The 23,038-nt window shown below is 45.6% G+C and carries 19 protein-coding genes and 1 pseudogene; 13 read left to right on the top strand and 7 right to left on the bottom strand.

What is annotated here, in order from left to right:
• The first annotated feature begins 57 nt into the window (after positions 1-57).
• The 3 genes from ACED28_RS11060 (at position 58) to ACED28_RS11070 (ending at position 3,362) form a co-directional block, all read left to right on the top strand.
• Complete coding sequence (locus tag ACED28_RS11060; RefSeq protein ID WP_371709856.1) at positions 58-1,497, top strand: 6-phospho-beta-glucosidase; 1,440 nt, start codon at positions 58-60, stop codon at positions 1,495-1,497.
• Between the two features lie 99 nt (positions 1,498-1,596).
• Positions 1,597-2,595: a LacI family DNA-binding transcriptional regulator gene (locus ACED28_RS11065; RefSeq protein WP_371709857.1), complete on the top strand. Its 999-nt coding sequence runs from the start codon at positions 1,597-1,599 to the stop codon at positions 2,593-2,595.
• Between the two features lie 203 nt (positions 2,596-2,798).
• A complete protein-coding gene (locus ACED28_RS11070; RefSeq protein WP_231899651.1) occupies positions 2,799-3,362 on the top strand; it encodes a sugar O-acetyltransferase in 564 nt (187 codons plus the stop codon).
• A 78-nt stretch (positions 3,363-3,440) separates the two neighbouring features.
• Here the strand turns inward: ACED28_RS11070 and ACED28_RS11075 are convergent, their stop codons facing one another.
• Positions 3,441-4,628, bottom strand: a complete 1,188-nt coding sequence (locus tag ACED28_RS11075) for an MFS transporter (RefSeq protein WP_017062388.1) — start codon at positions 4,626-4,628, stop codon at positions 3,441-3,443.
• Between the two features lie 281 nt (positions 4,629-4,909).
• On the opposite strand from ACED28_RS11075, the gene ACED28_RS11080 reads away from it, so the two are divergent.
• Positions 4,910-5,791, top strand: a complete 882-nt coding sequence (locus tag ACED28_RS11080) for a LysR substrate-binding domain-containing protein (RefSeq protein ID WP_371709858.1) — start codon at positions 4,910-4,912, stop codon at positions 5,789-5,791.
• Positions 5,792-5,945: 154 nt separating this feature from the next.
• Here ACED28_RS11080 and ACED28_RS11085 read toward each other — a convergent pair whose 3' ends face one another.
• The 3 genes from ACED28_RS11085 to ACED28_RS11095 all read right to left on the bottom strand — a co-directional run bounded on the left by ACED28_RS11085 (position 5,946) and on the right by ACED28_RS11095 (position 8,185).
• Positions 5,946-6,443, bottom strand: a complete 498-nt coding sequence (locus ACED28_RS11085) for a hypothetical protein (RefSeq protein WP_371709859.1) — start codon at positions 6,441-6,443, stop codon at positions 5,946-5,948.
• A gap of 223 nt (positions 6,444-6,666) precedes the next feature.
• Entirely contained in the window at positions 6,667-7,458 is a 792-nt protein-coding gene (locus ACED28_RS11090) for an oxalate:formate antiporter (RefSeq protein ID WP_371709860.1), read from the bottom strand.
• A gap of 160 nt (positions 7,459-7,618) precedes the next feature.
• Complete coding sequence (locus tag ACED28_RS11095; protein WP_371709861.1) at positions 7,619-8,185, bottom strand: dihydrofolate reductase family protein; 567 nt, start codon at positions 8,183-8,185, stop codon at positions 7,619-7,621.
• 60 nt (positions 8,186-8,245) lie between these two features.
• Here ACED28_RS11095 and ACED28_RS11100 point away from each other — a divergent pair, with 60 nt between their 5' ends.
• Positions 8,246-8,809 carry a TetR/AcrR family transcriptional regulator gene (locus tag ACED28_RS11100; RefSeq protein WP_012600113.1) on the top strand — a complete coding sequence of 188 codons (564 nt, stop codon included), beginning with the start codon at positions 8,246-8,248 and terminating at the stop codon, positions 8,807-8,809.
• 159 nt (positions 8,810-8,968) lie between these two features.
• Entirely contained in the window at positions 8,969-10,501 is a 1,533-nt protein-coding gene (locus ACED28_RS11105; RefSeq protein ID WP_371709862.1) for a phospholipase D family protein, read from the top strand.
• Positions 10,502-10,628: 127 nt separating this feature from the next.
• On the opposite strand, the gene nfsA is transcribed toward ACED28_RS11105, so the two are convergent.
• From nfsA to ACED28_RS11120, 3 genes are all read right to left on the bottom strand, one after another.
• Positions 10,629-11,351 carry an oxygen-insensitive NADPH nitroreductase gene (gene nfsA / locus ACED28_RS11110; RefSeq protein WP_371709863.1) on the bottom strand — a complete coding sequence of 241 codons (723 nt, stop codon included), beginning with the start codon at positions 11,349-11,351 and terminating at the stop codon, positions 10,629-10,631.
• A 193-nt stretch (positions 11,352-11,544) separates the two neighbouring features.
• Complete coding sequence (locus ACED28_RS11115) at positions 11,545-12,657, bottom strand: OmpP1/FadL family transporter (protein WP_371709864.1); 1,113 nt, start codon at positions 12,655-12,657, stop codon at positions 11,545-11,547.
• Between the two features lie 167 nt (positions 12,658-12,824).
• The gene (locus ACED28_RS11120; protein WP_371709865.1) at positions 12,825-14,225 is read right to left on the bottom strand and encodes a DUF1254 domain-containing protein; all 1,401 of its coding nucleotides are present in this window, start codon (positions 14,223-14,225) and stop codon (positions 12,825-12,827) included.
• A gap of 242 nt (positions 14,226-14,467) precedes the next feature.
• On the opposite strand from ACED28_RS11120, the gene ACED28_RS11125 reads away from it, so the two are divergent.
• From ACED28_RS11125 to ACED28_RS11155, 7 genes and pseudogenes are all read left to right on the top strand, one after another.
• Positions 14,468-15,619: an anaerobic sulfatase maturase gene (locus ACED28_RS11125; RefSeq protein ID WP_371709866.1), complete on the top strand. Its 1,152-nt coding sequence runs from the start codon at positions 14,468-14,470 to the stop codon at positions 15,617-15,619.
• A 17-nt stretch (positions 15,620-15,636) separates the two neighbouring features.
• Positions 15,637-16,533, top strand: coding sequence for a LysR family transcriptional regulator (locus ACED28_RS11130; RefSeq protein WP_371709867.1), 897 nt, complete (start codon positions 15,637-15,639; stop codon positions 16,531-16,533).
• 186 nt (positions 16,534-16,719) lie between these two features.
• Positions 16,720-18,258 carry a sulfatase-like hydrolase/transferase gene (locus tag ACED28_RS11135; RefSeq protein WP_017096312.1) on the top strand — a complete coding sequence of 513 codons (1,539 nt, stop codon included), beginning with the start codon at positions 16,720-16,722 and terminating at the stop codon, positions 18,256-18,258.
• A 52-nt stretch (positions 18,259-18,310) separates the two neighbouring features.
• Positions 18,311-18,988, top strand: coding sequence for a hypothetical protein (locus tag ACED28_RS11140; protein WP_081229268.1), 678 nt, complete (start codon positions 18,311-18,313; stop codon positions 18,986-18,988).
• A gap of 12 nt (positions 18,989-19,000) precedes the next feature.
• Positions 19,001-20,449, top strand: a complete 1,449-nt coding sequence (locus ACED28_RS11145; RefSeq protein WP_371709868.1) for a DUF1254 domain-containing protein — start codon at positions 19,001-19,003, stop codon at positions 20,447-20,449.
• A gap of 176 nt (positions 20,450-20,625) precedes the next feature.
• Positions 20,626-21,870, top strand: a complete 1,245-nt coding sequence (locus ACED28_RS11150; RefSeq protein ID WP_371709869.1) for an NADH:flavin oxidoreductase/NADH oxidase family protein — start codon at positions 20,626-20,628, stop codon at positions 21,868-21,870.
• A gap of 218 nt (positions 21,871-22,088) precedes the next feature.
• A pseudogene (locus tag ACED28_RS11155) lies at positions 22,089-23,004 on the top strand (LysR family transcriptional regulator).
• Positions 23,005-23,038 lie beyond the last annotated feature (34 nt).

A 23,038-nucleotide genomic window follows, 5' to 3' on the forward strand; every position in this document is an offset into this window, starting at 1 on the left:
TGTGAGCGCAGCTCTAATCCTGATCTTTTTCACGAATAACTTGTAGCGAGTAATGGTATGAACAACGAATTTCCGAACGATTTTTTATGGGGTGGCGCGGTTGCGGCGCATCAACTAGAAGGCGGCTGGGATGCGAATGGCAAGGGTGTAAGTGTTGTTGATGTATTAACAGCGGGCGCTCATGGCGTGCAACGTCGAATCACCGATGGTGTGATTGATGGCGAAAACTACCCAAACCAAGTCGCTGTTGATTTCTACCATCGATACAAAGAGGACATTAAGTTATTCGCTGAGATGGGCTTTAAGTGTTTCCGTACCAGTATCGCTTGGACGCGTATTTTCCCTAATGGCGATGATGCCGAGCCGTGTGAAGCGGGATTAGCGTTTTATGATGATTTGTTTGATGAGCTGTTGAAATACGATATTCAGCCAGTAGTGACGCTGAGCCATTTTGAAATGCCTTACCACTTAGCCAAAGAATACGGCGGCTGGATGAACCGCAAAGTGATCGATTTCTTTGTTAAGTATTCAACTACGGTGATGGAGCGATACCAGCACAAAGTGAAATACTGGATGACGTTTAACGAGATCAACAACCAGATGAACACTTCGGCAGACATCTTCGGTTGGTTGTGCTCTGGCGTGAAGTTCCCACAATGCGAAAAGCCGCAAGAGGTTATGTATCAAGCGGTTCACCACCAGTTTGTGGCAAGTGCTTTAGTGGTTAAGAAAGGTCACGAGATCAATCCAGATCTCCAAATCGGTGCAATGTGTGCGATGGTGCCTTTCTATCCTCGTTCTTCAAAGCCAGAAGACATTATGGTGGCACAGCAAGCGATGCGTGATCGTTACTTCTTCTCGGATGTGATGGTTCGTGGCCACTACCCAAATTACGCTAAGCGTGACTGGGCAATCAAAGGCTTCAACATTGAGATGCAGCCTGAAGATGAGCAGATCCTAAAAGAAGGTAAGGCTGATTACTTAGGCTTTAGCTACTACATGTCGAATACCTTGGATTCTTCTTCTCACCAATCTACAGAAGAAGCGATGGACGGCGGTCATGAAAATTCGGTCGATAATCCGTTCATCCAGTCTAGCGATTGGGGCTGGCCAATTGATCCGACGGGTTTACGTTTCTGTTTAGCGTCTCTGTATGAACGTTATGAAGTGCCATTGTTCATCGTTGAGAACGGTTTTGGCGCGGTTGATACCATTGAAGAAGATGGCAGCATTAATGACGATTACCGCATTGCTTACCTTGGCGACCACATCAAAGAGATGAAAAAAGCCGTTTCGATTGATGGTGTTGATTTGATGGGCTATACCCCTTGGGGCTGTATCGATTTAGTGTCGTTCACCACTGGTGAGATGAAAAAACGCTACGGATTCATTTACGTAGATAAGCACAACGACCAATCTGGCTCACTAGAACGCAAACGCAAGAAGTCGTTCGAGTGGTATAAAGGCGTGATTGCATCTAACGGTGCCACTATTTAGAATGCATTTCCCAGCGCAGTTATGTGAACTGTGAGCTGTCATTTTGCAATGAATTAGTCGGCCTATGTCGGCTAATTTTTTATAAAGGAAAAGAAGCGAATGGTAACCATGCTTGATGTCGCGAACCGCGCAGGCGTATCTAAATCGACCGTTTCTCGTGTCTTAAATGGCAAGAACATCGTGCGCCCAGATGTGGTGAAAAAGGTATTCGATGCGATTCAAGAAACAGGTTATCGACCGAACTTGTTGGCCCAGCAATTGGCGACTAAGAAGACCAATTTCATCGGCTTTGTAATCACTAATGAGTTGTTCAATGGCCCTTACTTTTCTTCCTTGATGTATCACGCGGCTTCTTATAGCGAAAAGTCGAATCACCAACTGGTGATCACCGATGGCAAACACAGCGCTGAAGACGAAAGAAAGGCGATCAACTTCCTACTGGATATGAAGTGCGCGGGCATCATCATTTACCCACAGTGCTTAACCGAAAGCGAGATTGCAAAGATCATCGAAAGCACTGACACACCGATTCTGGTACTCAACCGAGAAATGCCGTCGAAGCCCAATCATGCCATTACCACCGACCACTATCAGAGCGCTTGTTTGATGGTTGAACACATCATCGAGCAGGGTCATACAGAGATTGCTGTGATTCGTGGTAAAGCCGGATCTTCGACCGATGAACAGCGTTATCAAGCCTATCAAGATGTATTAACCAAGCACGGTATTGCACTGGATGAATCTAAAGTTGTTCAAGGCGATTGGACAATGGAGAGTGGTTATTACTCGGCTCAATCTTTAGTAAAAAGCAAAGTAACATTCACCGCTATTTTGTCTGAAAACGATGACATGGCGATTGGCGCGATTAAGGCGTTAACCGAACTTGGGTACTCATTGCCTCAAGATGTTTCTATCGTTGGTTTTGATAACAGCAAAGTGGGGGCGTTTTTAACGCCAAGCTTAACGTCTGTCAGTGTGCCATTAGAGCAAATGACGCAAAAGGCGATCCTGCAAATTGTCGGTGAAACAGAGCAAGCGACCACCATCAATACCACTGGCAGTTTGGTGTTACGTGATTCGATAGCGAAGCTAAATTAGCACCGTTCAAATTTCATATTTCACCTACAAAAAGTGATGAGCTGCGCATCTCTTCAACCAAGCGTAAACACTCCTTATTCACTGTTATTTAGATGTGCGATATTGCGTTTTTGGGTCGATGAATTGACCTGCATTAGTTAAGTAATGTGAAACTAGCTAAGTAATATAAAAATAGCTAAGTGATGTGAGAACAGGTAAGTAACGTGAAAACAGAAAAACAAAAAATGCTAGCAGGCGAACCTTATCAGGCTTGGGATAAAGAGCTTTATTCAGCTCGTATCGAATGTCGTAAGGTGCTTCAAAAACTCAATAACAGTATTCCAGACACACCCGAATGGGAAGCGGCAACGCAAGAGCTCATTCCGGGCTGCGAAAATGCACATCTAGAACCTCCATTTCGTTGTGACTACGGCTCGAACATCAAGCTGGGCAAGAATTTCTACGCTAACTTTAACTGCGTGATTTTGGATGTGGCTGAAGTGACCATTGGCGACAATGTGCTGCTTGGTCCGAACGTTCAAATCCTGACCGCAGGTCACCCACTCGATGTGAAAGGCCGTGTAGAAGAAGGCGTTGAGTTTGGCACGCCAATTAACGTTGGTGACAATGTTTGGTTAGGTGGTGGTGTGATCATCTGCCCTGGCGTGACCATTGGCGAAAACAGTGTGATTGGCGCGGGCAGTGTGGTAACTAAAGACATCCCAGCCAATGTGGTTGCAGTCGGTAACCCATGTAAAGTGCTGAAATCGATCGATAACGGACAATAATCAGATGTAAATGACGAAGCCCGAACCTAGGTTCGGGCTTTGTTTTTTCTATCCTTGCTAGATGCTAGATGCTAGATGCTAGATGCTAGATGGAACAGCTTGTTGTGCTTGCTTCTTATCTAACGCACCACTGAATCGAGTCAGAACAAGAGCGATCAAAACGATCACCGCACCTACCCAAGGGGTGTTCATTAATCCAGATTTCGCGACAATCAAACCACCGCCCCATGAGCCCAATGCAATACCGACGTTGAAGGCGGCAATGTTCAATCCAGAAGCGACATCGACTGCGTCTGGTGTGTATTTCTCAGCCAGTTTCACAACATACACTTGTAGCCCCGGAACGTTACCGAATGCAAATGCACCCCAAACCAAAATAGTCGCAACGGCTGCATAAGGGTTTACAGCGGTAAAGTTGAATACCACCAGTACTGCGGCTAAACCAGAGAAGATAACGGTCAGCGCTTTAATCGGGCCCATCTTGTCAGCCATTTTTCCGCCCCAGATGTTACCCACCGCAACTGACACACCGTAAACCAACATGATTAAGCTGATTGAGCTCGAATCAAATCCTGATACATTTTCCAGTATTGGAGCAAGGAACGTAAACGCTGTGAATGTGCCGCCATAACCCAGTGCTGTGATAGCGTAAACCAACAGTAAGCGTGGTTGAGTTAGAACCTTTAGTTGTGCCGAAATCTTCGCCGCTGGTGGTTGCTTAAGGTTGCTTGGAACCAAGATAGCGCTACCGATAAGAGCAATAAGGCCAAGCAGAGCAACGATCAAGAAGGTCGCTTGCCAGCCGAAGGTTTGGCCGATGTAAGTACCCAGTGGCACGCCAGTCACCAATGCAACTGTTAAACCCGTAAACATGATCGCAATGGCACTGGCTGCTTTATCTTTTGAAACCAAACCTGTCGCGATGGTCGATCCAATCGAGAAGAACACACCATGGGCGAGGCCGGTCAAAATTCGTGCGGCGATCAGCGTGTTATAGCCTGGAGCTTGCCACGCCAATAAGTTACCAATGACAAACAATGCCATCACGGTTAGCAATACCGCTTTACGATTCCACTTTCCGGTTAATGCCGTTAATACTGGTGCGCCAATAGCAACGCCAAGCGCGTATAAACTGACTAATAGGCCTGCCGATGGCAGAGATACATTCAAGTCGCTCGCCATGGTAGGAATCAAGCCTACGATGACAAATTCTGTGGTTCCGATGGCAAAGGCGCTGAGCGTCAATGCAAGTAATGCTAATGGCATAATCATCTCTCTTACTGTTCTTTGTTAAATACCGAGCGCGATAAAATGGGGCAGCTTGTGACTGCAATAGGAGCGCTTCGTTTGATGGCGAGGATTATCTAGCAAAATATATTTGTGAAAAATGCCATCATTAACAAATAACCTTTGTGAAATTTGCAATAATTAAAGAGTTAGCCGATCATTGGGTTAAGCTGATGAGAGCGAAAAGACACAGATGATTTGAGCTGTGATGAGCACAAGCGAGATGACATTAAACAAAATGAAGATAGCGAAGGAGCCTTATGCTAACCCGTTCAGATGATTTAGAAATAGTACTCACCGTTGTCGATGCTGGTGGTTTTTCTGCGGCGGCAGAGGCGCTGGATGTGCAGGTCGCCAAGGTGTCTCGTTCGGTGAGTAAGGTTGAGTCGCAACTCGGCGTCTCGATATTCAACCGAACAACGAGACGCGTGGAATTGACGGAGGAAGGGCGGCAGTTTGTCGATTCAGTCAGGGTGGGATTACAGATGATTCAGAGCGCGGAAGAAGAAATCGTGTCGCGCGGTGAGTTGCCAAAAGGTCGTTTAAGAGTCGATGCCGCCAGTCCGTTCGTATTTCACCAGCTAGTGCCGTTGGTGCAGTCATTCAAAGAGGCTTACCCAGACATTGAGTTGGAACTCACTTCCAACGAAGGCTTCGTTGATCTTCTCGAAAAGAGAACTGATGTTGCGATTCGAATCGGTAAGCTGTCCGATTCAACACTGCACGCTCGACCGTTAGGTAAAAGCTTACTCCATATTGTGGCGTCACCTGATTATCTCGCTAAGCGTGGGTTGCCCACCAAACCTGAAGATTTGAGCTCGCATCAAATTGTGGGTTTTGCGGGTAACAAAGTGCTTAACTATTGGCCTTTACCAAACCCAAGTTATGTCGCGCCTACCGTGACAGCCAGTAATGGTGAAACCGTGCGTCAACTAGTCTTAGCAGGAAATGGGATTGCTTGTTTATCGGGGTTTATGGTGCAGGAAGATATGGTTGCGGGGCGTCTAATCCCTATTCTGGAACAAGATAAACTTGCCAACACAGACCGAGAGCGAGTGAATGCGGTTTACTACAAGTCGTCATCGGTCTCTAAACGTATCTCGGCGTTTATTGATTTTATACAGCCCCGTTTGAGCTTGTAGGGAAGAATGAAACACTCTTTAGCAGCACACAGTCAAACCGTTATTTGAATCGTTTGAGAACGGGTATTCGTATCAATGTTTAGAGAGCACATATTGTTGTCTTGAGATTCGATAGGTGGATGTGATCTCAATAGCGTTTACTGACTTTCAGTGTTTAAAAACCGCCCGCCCACGCATCAAAATCGTCAATATTGTCGAGTTCTTGCTGGCTTCTTGGCACAGGGTAATAAGGCAAGGCTAACCTTTGAACGGAAGGTTGCAGTTCCCAATCGGGCGTAATCTTGAATCGGGTTAATTCATCGTTGAGGCGCACAAACATATAGTAGCCATCGGCATGGGTATTGGCGTAACTCGCGATAGTTGCGATATCACCGGAAGGTAATTTTACGTCTCGACCGAGTGGATAGAGTTGGTGCAATGCGAAACTCACTTTGGGATCTTCAAGTTTGCCTTGCTTAAAGCGTTCTAATCCGATGGCGGTTGAAGTGGTGCGCGGCTTCCACCCTGTGAGGAACAATCCACTCAGGTTATCTTGGAATGGCTTACCCTTTCGATTGCCTTCATTGGTAATGAATTGAACGGTCAATGTATCTCCCGATTCTTGCAGAATTTCTAAAAACTGTTCACCAGTGCGATCGACCAAAAGCTTCATAATATCCAGCTACCATCAAGAATGAGAGACGATAAAGGGTACTACTTTAGGTCGGCTTTTGATAGGAAAGGCGTTAGTGCAGAGAGATTAATAAGAAGGATTTGAAAGCCAGTGAGAGGGAGCTTTTGGTGCGAAAAAATGAAAACGCCGATAGCTTTCATACTTTCGGCGTTTAAGGTGTATTAGCAATTGAACCAGACTGGTTGCTGCATTTTCAGTCGCGTTAGCTCAATTCGTCTTGCACGTATTGAAGGCAAAACGACTGAGCATGTTCATCTGCAGATATTTGCTCGTTGCTTCTTAATTCTAGGTAAAGTTTTACTGCTTGGTCTAAAGCGGGAATCAACGCATCACGTTCTGGCATTGAAACGGTTTTAGCGAGTTCTTGTGCAAATTCTGGCAAGCGTGCTTCAATTTTTCTCACGCCAGAGGGCGTTAAACCCGCCTGCTTTAGTGCCAGTGGAGACAATACGTTTTGACGCAGGAATGATAAGAATTCAATGGTCTCAAAGTATTCGCCACGAGCAATTTTTGTTGCAGCGTAGTGAGTCCAGATCCAGAAACGATCTTCAATCCATTGCGGGTTTGGCTGAGGGTAATCTGGTTCTGCTGTACAGAATACGTCGGTTAATAAGCTGTCTCGCTCCCACAACACGTGGTTGTTATCGACTCGTGCTGCTGCGTCTGGCAGAGAGACGAATTTGAAATCTACGTGCACTGGCTCAGGGCCGAATATCGACACAATTAAACGTGGCTCACCTACGTGTTCACCCGTGAAGGCGGCGACCTTACCACCGATCTGGTCAAGGATGCCGAATCGTTCTTGCATCACGCTGTTGTAGTCGGCTGGGTTTACCGCGATAACAAAATCTAAGTCGCTGTATTTGTCCATAGAGTCAGAACCAAACGAACCACTTGCGGCAATACCACAGATTCGAGGATCTTGAGACAGGACATCAATCACTTTGATAAGAAGTGCTTTGTGCGGTGCTGGAAGAGTACTTGGGAAGTTCATATTTTACCTATCTTAAAAAGTTAGAACTGCATTACAGTTAGTGCGGTAAAATCAACGCAGCATTATAGGATGTCAACGTCGGCTTATATTGTCAATAGAATATAAGCCGAATAAGTTTAGAACATTAGAAGATATTATCTGACTGTGTAGCTAAGGCTTTCTAACGCTTACGTAAGTAATGAGTTTGCACTATCTCATCAAGGTACGTCGTGACGCTTTTCAACGTAAAGTCGACGGGGGATACTAAGTCACCAAATAGCGGGGACCCACCACCAAGCACGACAGGAATGGTCGAGATGATCAGCTCATCAATCAGGTCTTCTTTGATGAAGTTTTGAATGGTGATGCCGCCATCAATGTACAAGTTCTTTAGGCCTTTGTTATTCAAATTCGCGACAATCTGTTTAAGCTCGCCCTTCATCAAAAATACTTTACCTTCAAGTTCTTGAGGTACTTCATTCAAAGTGTTGCTCAGTACATAGACTGGCTTGCTGTAAGGCCAATCGATCCCAAAGCTCAACACCATGTCCATTGTATTTCGTCCCATGACCAGTGCATCGATACGATCGGTGTGGGCGTTGTAGCCCATGTCTTCACCGTCTGGATTTGGAATCGCTTGCAGCCAATCTAAGCCGCCTTGTTTGTCTGCAATGTAACCGTCAAGACTGGTTGCGATGAATACAATATTTGACATTTTTAACTCCGATATCGATGAGAAACTTGGCATCTACACGGTAATAAATTAAAATATTCTACAGTGTAGAAATAAAGTTTAAGAGGTGACGGTATGACTGTCAAGGATCAGAAGCGAGGTCGACCAAAGAGTGGATCAAGCCAACTCAGCGCAGAGAGAATTCTCACTATTGCCAAAAGCATGATGCGAGAGAGTGGCAAAGTGCCAAGTATTCGAGGGTTGGCGACAGAACTCGGGGTCGATGCGATGGCCATATACCATTACTTCAAAAACAAAAACGATCTGCTTGAGGCAATCACAGTTTCTTTGATTGAAGAAGTGGCACAGCCAGAGCTGAATCAAGACTGGCAAGATAACCTATATCGGCTCAGTGTGAGTTACTTGTCGATGCTCAACGAATATAGAGGCTTGTTAGAGACCTTATTGACCATGAAATCCCTCGGGCCGATGGAAGTGTTTAGTGAACGTTTTGAAGCGGTGTTGAACCCGTTAGCGTTAACCGAAGAGCAAACCAAAAATGCGTTGGACTTGCTGGTGGATTATTTACACGGCTACGCTTTGGCGTTGAACTGCAACCCAGACCGAACTGAACTCACTATTGAAATGGTCGAAAAGCCGCTGAGTTTATACTGTTTGGCGCTCACTCAACTTAAGTGATCTTTAGGCAATTTACTGACCTTTAAATTTATACTGGATAATTACCTATAAATTTCAGACTTTAGCAGTAATAATCAATGAATAGATCGGAATAGCTTGTTCATTGAAAAGCTGTACGGAAAGTTTCTAAAGACGCATCGTGAAAAGGAAGTCAGATACATGCCTGTGCTCCAACGCATCAGTTTAACGTTAATCTTAATCGCCGTTTTAGGTGGGTGTTCTTCACTTCCTGAAGGCATCGATCATCCAACAGAACCGCCAACCTCTCCTGCACCTAGTTCTTTATCGGTTCTAACCAATGAATTTCAGCCTGAAGCTTTAGATCAAGGCACTACTGCGGTTCGTCTGCAAGAGTCTGGTTGGGATGCTTTGGCACAGCGATTGGCGTTGGTTGAAAGTGCAGAGCACACCATTGATATTCAATATTACATCTGGAACTCTGACGAATCGGGCAGGTACCTAGCGAGTCGTTTGTTAGCAGCTGCTGATCGTGGTGTTAAGGTGCGAGTCATGCTCGACGACATTAACCTCAATGAGCGTGAAGGCTTATTATCAGCACTGGATGCACACCCGAACGTCGAGATCCGAATCTTCAACCCAACACCAACACGCCGTGGCTTTAGTAAGTGGTTGAGCTTCCTTGGTGATTTCTCTCGCTTAAACCGCCGTATGCACAACAAGTCGTTTACTGTCGATGGCACCTTGTCTGTGGTTGGTGGGCGTAATATTGGTGATGAATACTTCGACCTTTCTGATGAAATCAATTTCCGAGATCGCGATGTATTGGTGATGGGCTCAGTCGTTACCACTATCCAAACCAGCTTTGTCGAGTACTGGAATAGCCGTTGGTCTTACCCTGTCGATATGCTGGGTGATGACGAACAACCTGATCTCTCAAAGATAGATAATATTGTCGTTCCGCATTATCAAAATTACCCTGAGTTACCATTAGATCGTAAGGCTGCGGATAGCTTACTGAAAGAGGTGATTGGTGAGATGACATGGGTGAATGCGCGTTTTGTTTACGATCAGCCCGTCCCTGACGATTCAGACAATACCGATGAACCGAAAGCGACCGCGATTCTTCTAGGGAAACTGGCGAGCGAATCGAAACAAGAGATCTTGTTGGAATCGGCTTACCTTGTATTCGATGATGGTCAGCTTGAAGAGTGGCAGGTATTGAACAACAAGGGCGTTGAGATAAAAGCGCTAACGAACTCTATGGCCTCTAATGATCTGGTGACTAATCACTCCGCTTATGCGGGCAGACGTTACGACATGTTGGATCATGGCATCGACCTGTTTGAGCTAAAACCAGAATCTAAGCTGTGTGAAGCATCGACTCAAGACGTGTCTAAATGTGCACCTGAGACGGCCTATGGCTTGCACGCTAAATCAGTCGTATTCGACCGCAGCATCGCGAGCATCGGCTCATTTAACTTCAACTTGCGCTCTACCTATCTCAATACTGAATCGGTTTTGATCATCGAGAACAAAGAGATTGCTGAAACGTTAGCTGACACCATTGAGCAAGCGATGAGTGAAGATAATAGCTGGCGCTTGGAACTGGAAGACGGTGATGTGTATTGGTATTCAGGCGATCAACGTTGGGACAGCGAACCTGACACTGGTCAATGGGAACGAATGCAATCAGGTTTCCTACAGTTGTTACCGATTGAGAAATATCTGTAAGCTAGCCGCCTCGGATAAATAAAAATGTCAGCGTATTGTACGCTGACATTTTTGTTTGTACTGCTGTTTGCTGCTAGCTCTAATCGCTTAACGGCTTAACGGCTTAACGGCTTAACGGCTTAACGGCTTAACGCTTGGTCAGCTGCTTGCTGTTCAAGTAAGGCAGGATATGCGGGCGAGATTCGCCAGACAGCTTTTGAGTGATCTGTTGTGACCAACTGCTCTGCTTTTGGTTGCTTGAACGGCTTGCGTAGTAGCTCTGCAGTGAATCATCGTAGCTGGCAATTTCATCTAGGCTCAGCGGTTGGTATTGGTTTTCGTGCATCACCACATGAGCAGGGAGGCGAGGCTTAACCTCTGGTTGTTGTGCAGGGTGGCCTAAACACATCCCGAACAACACGGCAGTGTGCAGTGGCAGTTCTAACAGTTCATCGACTTGTTGTGCGCTGTTACGCAGCCCGCCAATGTAAACGCCACCCAAACCTAGAGACTCAGCAGCCAGCATGCAGTTTTGCGCCATGATGCCAGAATCTACCGCGCCAATCAGGGTCAGTTCAGTAAAGTCGGTTTTCACTTCAGGGTTGATTTGAGCGTGGCGTTGATAGTCGATACAGAACACCAAAAACTCTGCCGCGTTCTCAACGTAAGCTTGGTTACCTGCGTATTCGGCTAACAGTTTGCGCTTCTCTTTGTCTGTCACTCTCACGATAGAAACAGCCTGCAGTAAGCTCGATGACGAAGCCGCGAGACCAGCTTGAATAATCACATCAAGTTGTGCTTTTTCAATCGGTTGATTTGTATATTGACGAATGGAGCGGTGCCCCAGAATAGTTTCAATCGTGCTGTTCATAACTCTCAGACAGTCCTTGTGATGATGACGTAGAGAATCACAATAACGACAATTACCATGAGCGTAAAGGGCGTTAGAGCCTTTCTGGTTAGCGGTATGATATTCATGAAATCAAAAGGATTGCTCTCACAGCCAATCCTTTTTTCGTACTGTTTCCTGCTAGAAGCTAGAATGGAACGCTTAAGATCTCGCTTTAATGGCGAAGAGACAAAGTGATGAAGTGAACTCTGTTGGTCGAATAGCTGCCAGAAGGCTGAAATAGTCCTGAGTCAGCATTAATTTCACCATGGCCTAAATCTTGGTATTGGTAGCTCAACCCTAGATGTAAGTCATTGGATATCTTCTTCTCAGCGCCGAATCCGATACGCCACTGTTTATCGAGCGGGAGTAACACATCTCTGTTTTGACTGCTTACTGGGCTCGTGTCACCGCTCACTCCGCTGTACAGCAACCAATCCTCATATGCGTATTCCACACCAACCCCAAGAGAATAGGTGGTTGAGTATTTGTCATCATAATCTTGCCATGTCTCCATGTTGGAGCTGAGTAGAAGGTTTAAGTCTTCATTTAATGAATGCTTCAACCCTAAGTTTAAGCTTCGAACCCATGTTAGTTCAGAGCTAATGCCAAAAGCGTTGGCGTTATCAAGGGAAAGGTCGTGATCAAATTGGCCCTGATAACTGACACCCAATTGTGTGTTGTCACTGATGTGGTGATTGAGACTCAGGCCGAATCCTAGGTCGAGGCTATCTCCTTGAAGCTCTCGACCATTCAATGCTTGAGTGTCAAGCGCTGCGTGCTGCAATATTAAAGAACCACCAAGAGACAGTTGTTCACTAACTTGATACGACAATGACGACGTTAAGTTGAGTGCAGAAATGCTATTTTCTTTGATTAATAAAGCGGGGTGCGCGCCAACGCCGTGTGAGTATTCAACGCCAGTGCCGCCAGCTGCGTGCAATGCTGCGCCGACGACCCATTGGTCATTTAACCTTGATGCGTAAGACAGGTGAGGGAGAACATCGGCGCTGCTTCCTGTGGTCGAAGCCGAGTTATCGTCACGGACAAAAGTGGTTTCAACATCGAGGTATTGAACGCCGAGAATCCAAGCGCTTTCTTCAATGGCCGATAACCCCGCAGCATTGGTGATCACGGCGGATGCATCGTTCGCGGTTACGTTTCCTGCGCCGGCTGTGCCAACGCTTTTGGTTGTCGCAATCTGAGATAGATTTAACCCTCCCGCGTGAGCGAGAGAGTTGACTATCCCTGTTACTAACAGAGACAGTGTGATGAAAGGTGTTTTCAAGAATAGAACCTCATTTTCAGTGTATGAGTTATGTTGCTAGCAGCTTGAGCCATGTATTTGGGGAGAGAACGAATTGCCACGAGCGAACATTAAGAACGCCGTGGCAATCGACTTGATCGACTTAATTGCCTTAGTTGGATTAATCGAAGTAATTAACTTAATTGAGGCTAGAGCTTTTCAACTTGTGGCAATGGGTATTCATTGTCGAGAACGGCTTGAGTTGGCTCATACAGGCGCATGTGAAGATAGAAGTCATCTTGAGGTGCTGGTAGCCAGTTGCACGTCGGGTCGGACGGTTTTACGTATTGAATGCATATTGGCAAGGTGCCGTCTTCTGCGTATTTCAGCTCATCCTTACGATTGGTTGAGATGGAGTAGCGTTGAATGAAGTTCTTAACCATGAACAGGTTTTTAGCGTCGTACATGGTCAAAGACCAAAAGGCGTCAGCGGGTGCATCGGCAGGCATGGTCATTCGATATTGATTGTCTCCCGACAGTTGCTCACCATTCGAGTCTGTGTATCGATTTGGGTAGAGTGCTCGCTCTGGCACATTCAAACCAGCCGCACGCATATTGATGCTCGCTCGGCTCAGGTAATCATTTCCGTAGCGGCCTCCCTCGTACATCATCGACCAGCCATTATTGACATCACCGATGCTTCGACCTGCGTATTGAATGATCTGTTGTGAAGACTCAATCGCGCGCATTAGTCCTTTTTTCTGTGCTGAAGTTAGTGCTTCAGGGTTAAAGGGGGTCGATCCTCCAATACCAATTTGTTGGAACTGATCAACGATGGCAGCATCTTCTGGAATCGGGTTTTTACGTAGTTCACGGTCAATTAGCGAATACCACTCTAACCCTTCAGGCCTCGCCATGGGTGGGATGCGACCTGTCGAAGCTTTGAGTTCTACGATGTCATGCTCTGCGCCAAGCTGATCAAGTGGGTAGCTGAGGAATTTATCGTGAGTAACCAACGCGTCATTAAGGTCTTGCTCGCCAAATACGCCCGTTCGTTGAATTAACCAAACCATAGGAGTGCGAGATTCTACGACACGATCAATTCCCTCTGGTACTTCGCCAGCCCATCCTTTGTTAACCAATAGCACTTTTGAACCTTGGTCGCCGACATTCTTTACGTGCAGATCTTCAATCGAATCTGAGTAAGCATCCAATAACTGAACAATGTAATAACGGTTATCGGTGCGAGGAATATCAATCACCATTGGACCTGATAAATCCAGATCGTAGTGAGCTTGTGAGTAGAGCGTATCGTTGTTGACGGTAGGTACAATTCTATCCTGAGGCCCGGATAGAACGCGTGTTTTACCCATCTCATTCAATGGTGCCATAGCGTTGTCCATCGGCGCATCAACAGATGTGGTCGTTTGCCTAACCGCAGCCACGGTTAATGGACCCGTACCATAGATAAATGCTTGAACAGCTAGATTGTAAGCGAGCTCTTCTTCAGGATTAATAGATTGTTGGGCAAGGGATGGCATCGCGATAATACTGGATAAAGAACACACTAAACTGGTCAGTACACTTTTCTTATAGAGGAGCTTTCTCATAGAACACCTTAGATCGTAGGAACAGAATTAGGCATTTATCATATGAGCAAGTGAGATTAAGGAGTGTAATAGCCGATATTAAGGATGTTAATAGTCTCTTTTTACCTTTCAAGTGGTTGTTTTAATTAACATTGATTTAGGGTGGTGAAGTACCCCTACGACGTGTGCGAGTAGGGTGCTTGAGGCGCTATTGTTTGATTGATTTTCGGTTGATATGTTGGCAAAAAAGTACGGGAATCGATATGAACACATCTACTTATCCTTTTAGCTTATTCATTAAAGCAGAAGGGGCTCAGTGCAATCTGGATTGTAGCTACTGCTATTATCTCAATAGACAAGATGTCGATAAGAGGTCTTCAATGTCTTTGGACATGATGGAGCAAATTGTCGGTGCTCATATCGACGCGCAGCCAATGAAAGATCAACAAGTGGATTTTATCTGGCACGGTGGCGAGCCTATGTTAAGAGGGCTCGATTTCTATGAAACGGCGATGAAAGCACAGGCAAGCAAAGCGACGAAAAAGCGCATCGTGAATACGATGCAGACCAACGGAACCATGATTAACGATCGCTGGGCGAGTTTCTTTGCTAAACATAATTTCATGATGGGCATCAGTATCGATGGCCCCAATATTCTGAATGACATCGCTCGGATCGACAAAAATGGCGAGTCGTCTTTTGAACGCACAATGCGTGGGATGTCTTACCTAAAGAAGCACAATGTTGATTTTAATACGTTAACGGTCGTGAACAATAAAACCTACAAACACGGTAAAACGATCTATCAGTTTTTGGTTGAAAATGGCAGTGGTTACATGCAGTTTCAGCCTTGTATCGATCATGAGTTAGACAGACGAACAGGGCATGATTGGTCGTTAACCGGTGAGCAGTGGGGGCAATTTCTTTGTGACTTGTTTGATGCATGGAGCGCCAATGATGTCGGTAAAGTGTATATCCAGTTTTTTGAAAACTGTTTAATGGTGTTGATGGGCTACCAAAGCCAAATGTGCCATCACAGCGCGACTTGTGGGCAGCAATTAATGGTTGAGCATGACGGCAATGTTTACAGTTGTGACCATTATGGGTATCAAGATCATCAATTGGGCACCATGAACAGTGATAAGCTTGCAACTATGGCGAGCTCACCAGAACAAATCGCGTTTGGCACCAACAAATATGAAGAGTTAAACAGCACTTGTCGACGTTGTGATTTTGTTGAACTCTGCCAAGGTGGTTGTCCTAAAAACAGGATAGCAACAACTGAAGATGGCAGTCCGATGAATCATTTGTGCCAAGGGTATGAAATGTTTTTTCGTCACGCATTACCCAAATTATTGCCTATGGTAGAAGCAATGAAAAAAGGGTATTCGCCAGCGTACTTTCCACTTTTCTAAATCATTTGGAGTAGGGCATGACTAAAGACCTAAACTTACTGCGGCTCATTTTGGTGCTTAATGAAACTCGTCAAACGGTGAGTGCAGCAAAAGCTTTAAACGTAAGTCAGCCGACGATCAGTGTCATGCTTCGTAAACTCAGAGAACAATTTGATGACGAGTTGTTTGTTCGAGATAAAGCAAGGCTTGAACCCACCCCAAAATGCTTAAAGCTTATTGAAACCTTGCCTCTGCTATTAGAGCAACTAGATAACCTTTACATACCCAATGATGAGTGGGGCTTGGAAGATTTAAGAGGGGAGGTTCAAATCATGTTGCCTTCCCCGCTGTTGATCCCAGTGGGTGTGCCATTAATCAAAAAGCTGACCAAAGAAGCGCCGCAAGTGACGTTTCAATGTTCACCTTGGTTAGAAAACGGCGTCCAGTCCCTAGAGACCAACCGAATGTGTTGGGGAGTGAGCTATCTTCCCATGGAGGTCAATAAAACCCTGACTGAGCGCCCAGTTGGCTTTGATAAGTTCATGTTGGTGTTAAGAGCTGACCACCCAATTCAAGGTAATTCCCTTGAGGATATTCTGAAATACCCACTCTGTATCAATATGATCCCTGGTTACATTCAGCCGTCCAAGGCGGAAATGTTGATCAAAAAATATGACTTAGATAAACACATCGGGCTCAGAAGTAACAATATGAATTTGATGCTAGAAGTCGTTAAGGACAGCGACTTCATCTATGTGACATCGTCGAAATGCCGCTATTTGCTTGATCACTCTTATCGCTGTATCGATTTACCGCCGGAACTGTTGAAAGACACCTATCGTCGAGAATTGGCACTGTTTACTCATCAAGCAAACCGCAATAACCCGTTCACGGATTGGCTTCAAAAAGAAATTACGTTGATTATTCAATCCTAGTGTCACGCTACTATTCCTTCTAAATAACTCCCCCTTTCTAACGGCCACTATTAAGAATCGTAATAGTGGCTATCAAGCCATTTTTGGCCTCTTTCTTATACCATTTACCTCAACAATGGTTCGCTGAGACATGCACAATTTTCGTTGTGACTTCAGCGATTTACTCATAGTGAATGAGGGTTATAAATGTATAAGTCTTTTGTTAAATCCGCTCTGGCGCTCTCGGTACTGGCGAGCGTCAATGTACATGCAGCGAGCCAACCCAATGTGGTTGCCATCATGCTCGATGATGTGAGCCCAACGGATCTGTCGGCCTACCACCGTGGTTTAGGCGCGGTGGATACGCCGAACATTGATCGAATTGCCGAGCGCGGCATGATGGTCAGCGATTACTACGCACAAGGCAGCTCTACCGCGGGGCGCTCTGCCTTTATCACGGGTCAATATCCTTTCCGAACAGGCTTAACGTCTGTCGGTCAGCCGGGCTCTTCACTTGGCCTTCAAAAAGAAGATCCAACCCTAGCCGAAATGCTGAAAGACAAAGGCTATGCGACCGTGCATGTCGGTAAAAGTCACCTAGGCGATAACAACAGTCACTTACCAACGGTGCACGGCTTTGATGAATTCTTCGGTTTCCTTTACCACCTCAACGTTATGGAGATGCCTGAACAGCCGGAATTCCCAACAGACCCTAACTTCAGAGGTCGCCCTCGTAATGTTCTTCACACCATCGCTACCGAGAGTGTGGACATGCAAGAAGACCCAAGGTTTGGTGTGGTTGGAAAGCAAACGATTGAAGATAAAGGTCCTTTAGGCTCTAAACGCATGCAAACCGTTGATGGCGAATTTTTGGAGTTTGCTACGAATTGGCTTGATAGACATGAAGCAGAGAAAGACGAACAACCTTACTTCATGTGGTACAACCCGACTCGTATGCATCAAAAAACACACGTGCGTCCTGAGTATCAAGGCGCGAGCCAAATCAACACGTATTACGATGGATTGATCGAACTTGATGACCAGATCGGTGTATTACTCGATAAGTTAGAAGATCTTGGTGAAATTGATAACACGATAATCTTGTTTACCTCAGACAACGGCGTAAACCTAGATCATTGGCCTGATGGTGGTTCTGCCTCTTTCCGTGGTCAAAAAGGCACGACATGGGATGGCGGTTTCCGTGTACCAATGCTGGTCAGCTGGCCAGATAAAATCCCTCAAGGTGAATACACCGATGGCTTCATGACTTCTGAAGACTGGGTGCCAACCATTATGGCTGCAGTGGGTGAAGGCGACATTAAGCAAGAGCTGCTAGATGGAAAAGAGTTAAACGGCGAGCGTTACCAAGTCCACTTGGATGGTTATAACCAGCTGGATATGTTGACCAAAGGCGAGCCGAGTCAACGTCATGAGTTCTTCTTCTACAACGAGCAAGATTTGAATGCGTTCCGAGTGGATGATTGGAAAGTGCACCTAAAAACCAAAACGGAGTGGATTGCGCCTCCTGAAGAGTGGCCACTAGGGATGCTCATCAACATCAAGGCTGATCCTTACGAGCGTAGCCCTGATACTCGTGGTTGGTTCTTATGGATGAAAGAGAAGTCTTGGGTATTACCAAAGCTGCAAAAATCAGCGGCGGAATATCAGAAGTCACTCAAAGCGTTTCCACCAAGACAGAAAGCCGGTGGTATTGGTATGGCAGACAAATCAGTGGTTGCTGACTAACGCCAAATACAAGGTGTGCTGTAACAAGCGCACCTTACTATCGGACAATAATATGAAGAAACCGTTACGTCTGCTCACGGGCACCTTTTCCAGTTTTACACTCTCTATCTTTGCGCTTATCCCCTTTGCATTTTGTGTTTCCGCTCAAGAAGAACCTGCCAGTGACATGGCTGATCCAATGGCTGTTTATACGGGAGGTGAAATTATTGCGGGCAATAAAGGGCTTGGCGCTACCTTCCAGTTTGGCGTGAATCGTGGCGATTGGGGTGTGTTGGGTAAGTTGGAAGGAAAAAACAACTTTGAAAACTATCGAGCACGATTCTTCACACCCAATAAGAAAACGGGCACCGGCTTATTTGTTGATGCTGGACACGACTTCTCCAACGACGATCTAACATCGAACTACGCCTCTATTGGTGTGATGCAAGCATTCAAGTTAAGCGACAAATTTAAACTCTATAGCGCCATAACGTATGGACAAATGTGGGAGGAGAATAATAAGTTTGAGGACACGCAAATCATCAGCAGTATCAACTATCTAAAGTACGATTTTGCTGACCAATTTTATCTTCTACTCGCCCCCCAATACACCTACGGATTGGATGGTGAGAACACTCGAGATTTCTCTGCTGAAATGCAGCTGGGCTACAAGGTCGATAGTGACAACATCATCATTTTTAGTGGTGATACTGACAACAACACTTGGATCACCTTCCGTACTCGTTTTTAGTTAGGACATTAAATGATGAAAAAAAACATACTTGCGGCAGCACTGACTTGTGCTTTCATGGTTGCACTTCCGTCTCCGGTACTCGCGAGTCAATCCGTGGACGCGACGAGCGTAGCTGTGGCAACAAAAACAGCAATGGAGATAAAGACGGAAACTCTACCCGTTGAGATGGCGAGTTTAGCGTCGCTCAAAAAGGATAATCAGCTATTGGCACAACTTGCCTACGAATACGCGTACTCGATAGATGAAGCCTACAAATACTTTTACAAAACCGTCGTTGAGCAAGACTACCCTTTGAATCGATTCCAAAATATTCGAATACTTGCTGACGACACTTACACTGCGCACCCGACGATTAACAATGACACGTTACATTTGATGGGTTGGATGGACCTAGCAGCAGAGCCTGTCATCGTTACGATTCCAGACCATGATGACAATCGATACTGGTTGTTCCATACCATGAATATGCAGCACTTTACTGACTCGGCTTTTGGCTCTCCACAGCGAGGCACAAAAGGCGGCAGTTTCATGTATGCAGTTGAAGGGTGGAAAGGTGAAGTGCCTGCGAGTGTCGATCAAGTCATCTATGTCGAGCACCCGCTGGTCAAAATGATGGGTCGAATCATGGACCTTGGCGGTGACGATTCTGCAACTGCTCAAAAGTTAATGGATCAATGGAATGTTAGGACGTTGTCGGAATACTTAGGTCAGAAAGGGCCAGTTCCTATTGAGCGCGAGTATCCAGATCCTGAAGACTCTAATTGGGTCGAGCGAACCAATTTCATTCTGTCTGAAGGAACCATGAAGGCACATGACCAAAAGCTGCTTGAACTGTTTGAGTACATTGGCTTAGGAGATGTTGAATTAGGCAAAGCCAGTCATCCATTTACGGCAGAGCAGCTTAGTATGATCGAGTCTGGTCAAAAAGACGGACTGGAACGAATCATCAATGCGGGCTTTGATGATTCACGAGACGTGTTAGGCACTCGCGATGAAATGACCAAGGTTCCAAGCTTTCAGCACGCCTACGGCACCTTAATGGGCCAGTGGGGGCTGCCTGCAAAACACACTATGTACAGCGGTGACTTCTTCGATAGTGAAGGTGGTGCGCTCGACGGTAGTAAGTATGATTACACGGTGACCTTCGATGCGCCACCGCTAGAAGAGGGTGGTTTTTGGTCATACACGGCCTACAGTGGTGAAACTCGATTGATGGAGAAAAACGACTTAAACCGTCATTCCCGTGGAGACAGAACGCTAACGCCTAATGCTGATGGCAGTTACACCATTTACATGAGTAGCGATGTAAAAGGGCATGAAGATGATCCTAACTTCTTACCTATCCCCGATCACCAATGGTATTCAGTGTTACGCATGTACACGCCCGGTGAAGAGGTAAGAACAGATAAATGGAAATCGACACCATTTACTAAGGTCAAAAAATCCACGATAAAGTGATGACTTAAATCGCCTGTTTAAGGTTTTGTTTATAATCGATTAATGCCAGCTGCTATGCCGCTGGCATTTTTTATTGAGCGAAATTTGCTTCGATATAGGCGTTAAATGCTCAGAACTGTCGGATAAAATAGGGCATACTGGACTGAATATATAAACCCAAGAAAGTAACCACGCGCATGAATCCGATTTGCCTCAATGATCCTTTTTCTCTTCCTAATGGCCAAGTGATCAAAAATCGCCTGTTCAAATCGGCAATGAGTGAACAGCTAGGTGATAAACACCATAACCCTAAGCAAGGTTTAGTCACGCTCTATCAGCGTTGGGCTCAAGGAGGAATTGGCTTATCCATAACGGGTAACGTGATGGTCGATAGGGGGGCGCTTGGTGAACCTAAAAACGTTGTGTTGGATGAGCACAGTGACTTAACTGTATTTCGTGAGTGGGCGAGAGCCGGAACACAGAATGGTTCGCAGATATGGATGCAACTGAATCACCCAGGTAAGCAAATCCCTAAGTTCTTATGTGATAGCCCGGTTGCCCCTTCGGCGATCTCTTTAGAGCGCGGATTAGAAAAAGGCTTTAATACGCCACGAGCTCTGACTGAGAAGGAAATAATCGCAATCATTGATAAATTCGCGCTGAGTGCAAAGCTTTCAAAACAAGCGGGTTTTACCGGTGTGCAGATCCACGGTGCTCATGGTTATCTCGTGAGTCAGTTTTTGTCTTCAAGACACAATCAACGCCAAGACAAATGGGGTGGCTCACTCGAAAACAGACTTCGTTTTGTGCTTGAGGCTTATCGTGCGATTCGAAAAGAGGTCGGTGACGATTTCCCCGTCGGGATTAAGCTCAACAGCGCCGACTTCATGAAAGGTGGCTTCACTGAAGAAGAGTCGATGCTGGTTGTACAAACATTGAGTGATAACGGTATCGACTTGATTGAGATCTCCGGCGGCACCTATGAAAGCCCATCAATGATGGGTTCAAAGAATAAGGCTGAATCAATCAAGGCCAGCACAGTAAAGCGTGAAGCGTATTTTATGGATTACATGGTGAAGGCGAGAAAACTCGTCAGCACACCGCTGGTGGTCACGGGTGGTTTCCGAACCGCCCAAGCAATGAATGAAGCATTAAACACCTCGGCGACCGATTTTATTGGTATTGCGCGCACAATGGCGGTTGATCCTGATTTCCCTAACAAGTTAATTGAAGACCCTAGCCACGGCATGCCACTAACGGTGCCAACCACAGGAAAACCCGCTTTAGACAAGATGGCGATGGTCGGGCTAGTTTGGTATGAACATCAGATGTGGCGCATTGCCTCTGGCAAGAATGCCGACCCCAAATTAAGCGCATTAGGTGTGGTGTTAAAAACAATTCTCAGCGCTGGCTGGCACGCTTTCAAAAAGCGCAGAGCGTAAGCAGTCATGGATTGTTAAATCAGAACTTTAAGGAATTGAAGTTCTGCTTTTTTCTATGATGATTTATTGTTTAGTTTGTCTAGAGAGTAAGAAAGAGTTAAAGATCGTTAAGCGAATCAATCGTCAAATGAGCCATAATGAGAGAGATATTCGCTAAGTTAGCGTTTATCGCCAGACGGCTAAATATCTCCCTGACCAAACTTTAATGACAGGTAACTATGAAACAATTGGATCTCAATTTAATCCGCGTTTTTCTGGTTTTGCTAGAAACCCAAAATACTCGCATTGCTGGCAATAAATTGGCGCTGAGTCAGCCCGCAGTGAGTAAAGCACTAGGGCGATTGAGAGAATACTTTGATGACGAATTGTTTACTCGTGTCCATTCCGGTTTGAAGCCAACTCCACGTGCGTTAGAGCTTGGTGAACGGCTGCCAATGATCATGGAAAGCTTGGACGACGTGATTCTTGAAACCCCAAGCTTTGACCCTGCCGAGTATCAAGGCAACATCACGATTGCAATTAACGGTTTTATCTCGAACTGGCTTGGTGCGCGTTTATGCCTTGGTCTCATTCAAGAAGCGCCCAATGCTCAAGTCAATATTGTTAATTGGGGCTCTCAAACGCCTGAAAAAATTGTTGGATGGCGAGATACAAGCAGCTATCAACTTTTCTCCAATCGACACGAATAAGCAGTTTACCCATCAGATTATCGGTGAGGATGACTTTGTCGGGTTGGTTAAAACCGGCCATCCATTAGCTGGCAAAGTGATTTCACAGCAAGAGATAGATGAAGCGGAATACGCGAGTTTGGTGATACCGGGGTGGAATGATATTCAGCCTTATATCGCCAAGCATTTGTCGACAGAGCAGCTTAAAGTGAAAGCAAGAAGCTCGTATTTGCACACGCTATTAGAGGTCATTAAACAAAGTGACATGATTCTACCGTGTTCCAAGCAGCTTGCTCTTTATCTTAATGAAGAGTTCGATTATCTCTCTTTTCCTGATTATGCACCGGAAGAGCTCAAAAAAATCGTGCTGGTGGAATCTCATAACAAGAGAATGCACCCGATGAATCAATGGCTTAAGCGAAAAATTATCACTACCTCCCAAACCATCATAAAAGAAAAGCAATAAGCCTCTCAAATGAGAGGCTAGGTTATTGTTAGTA

The sequence above is a fragment of the Vibrio sp. 1F253 genome, assembly GCF_041439295.1.
GTDB classification, from domain to species: domain Bacteria; phylum Pseudomonadota; class Gammaproteobacteria; order Enterobacterales; family Vibrionaceae; genus Vibrio; species Vibrio tasmaniensis_A.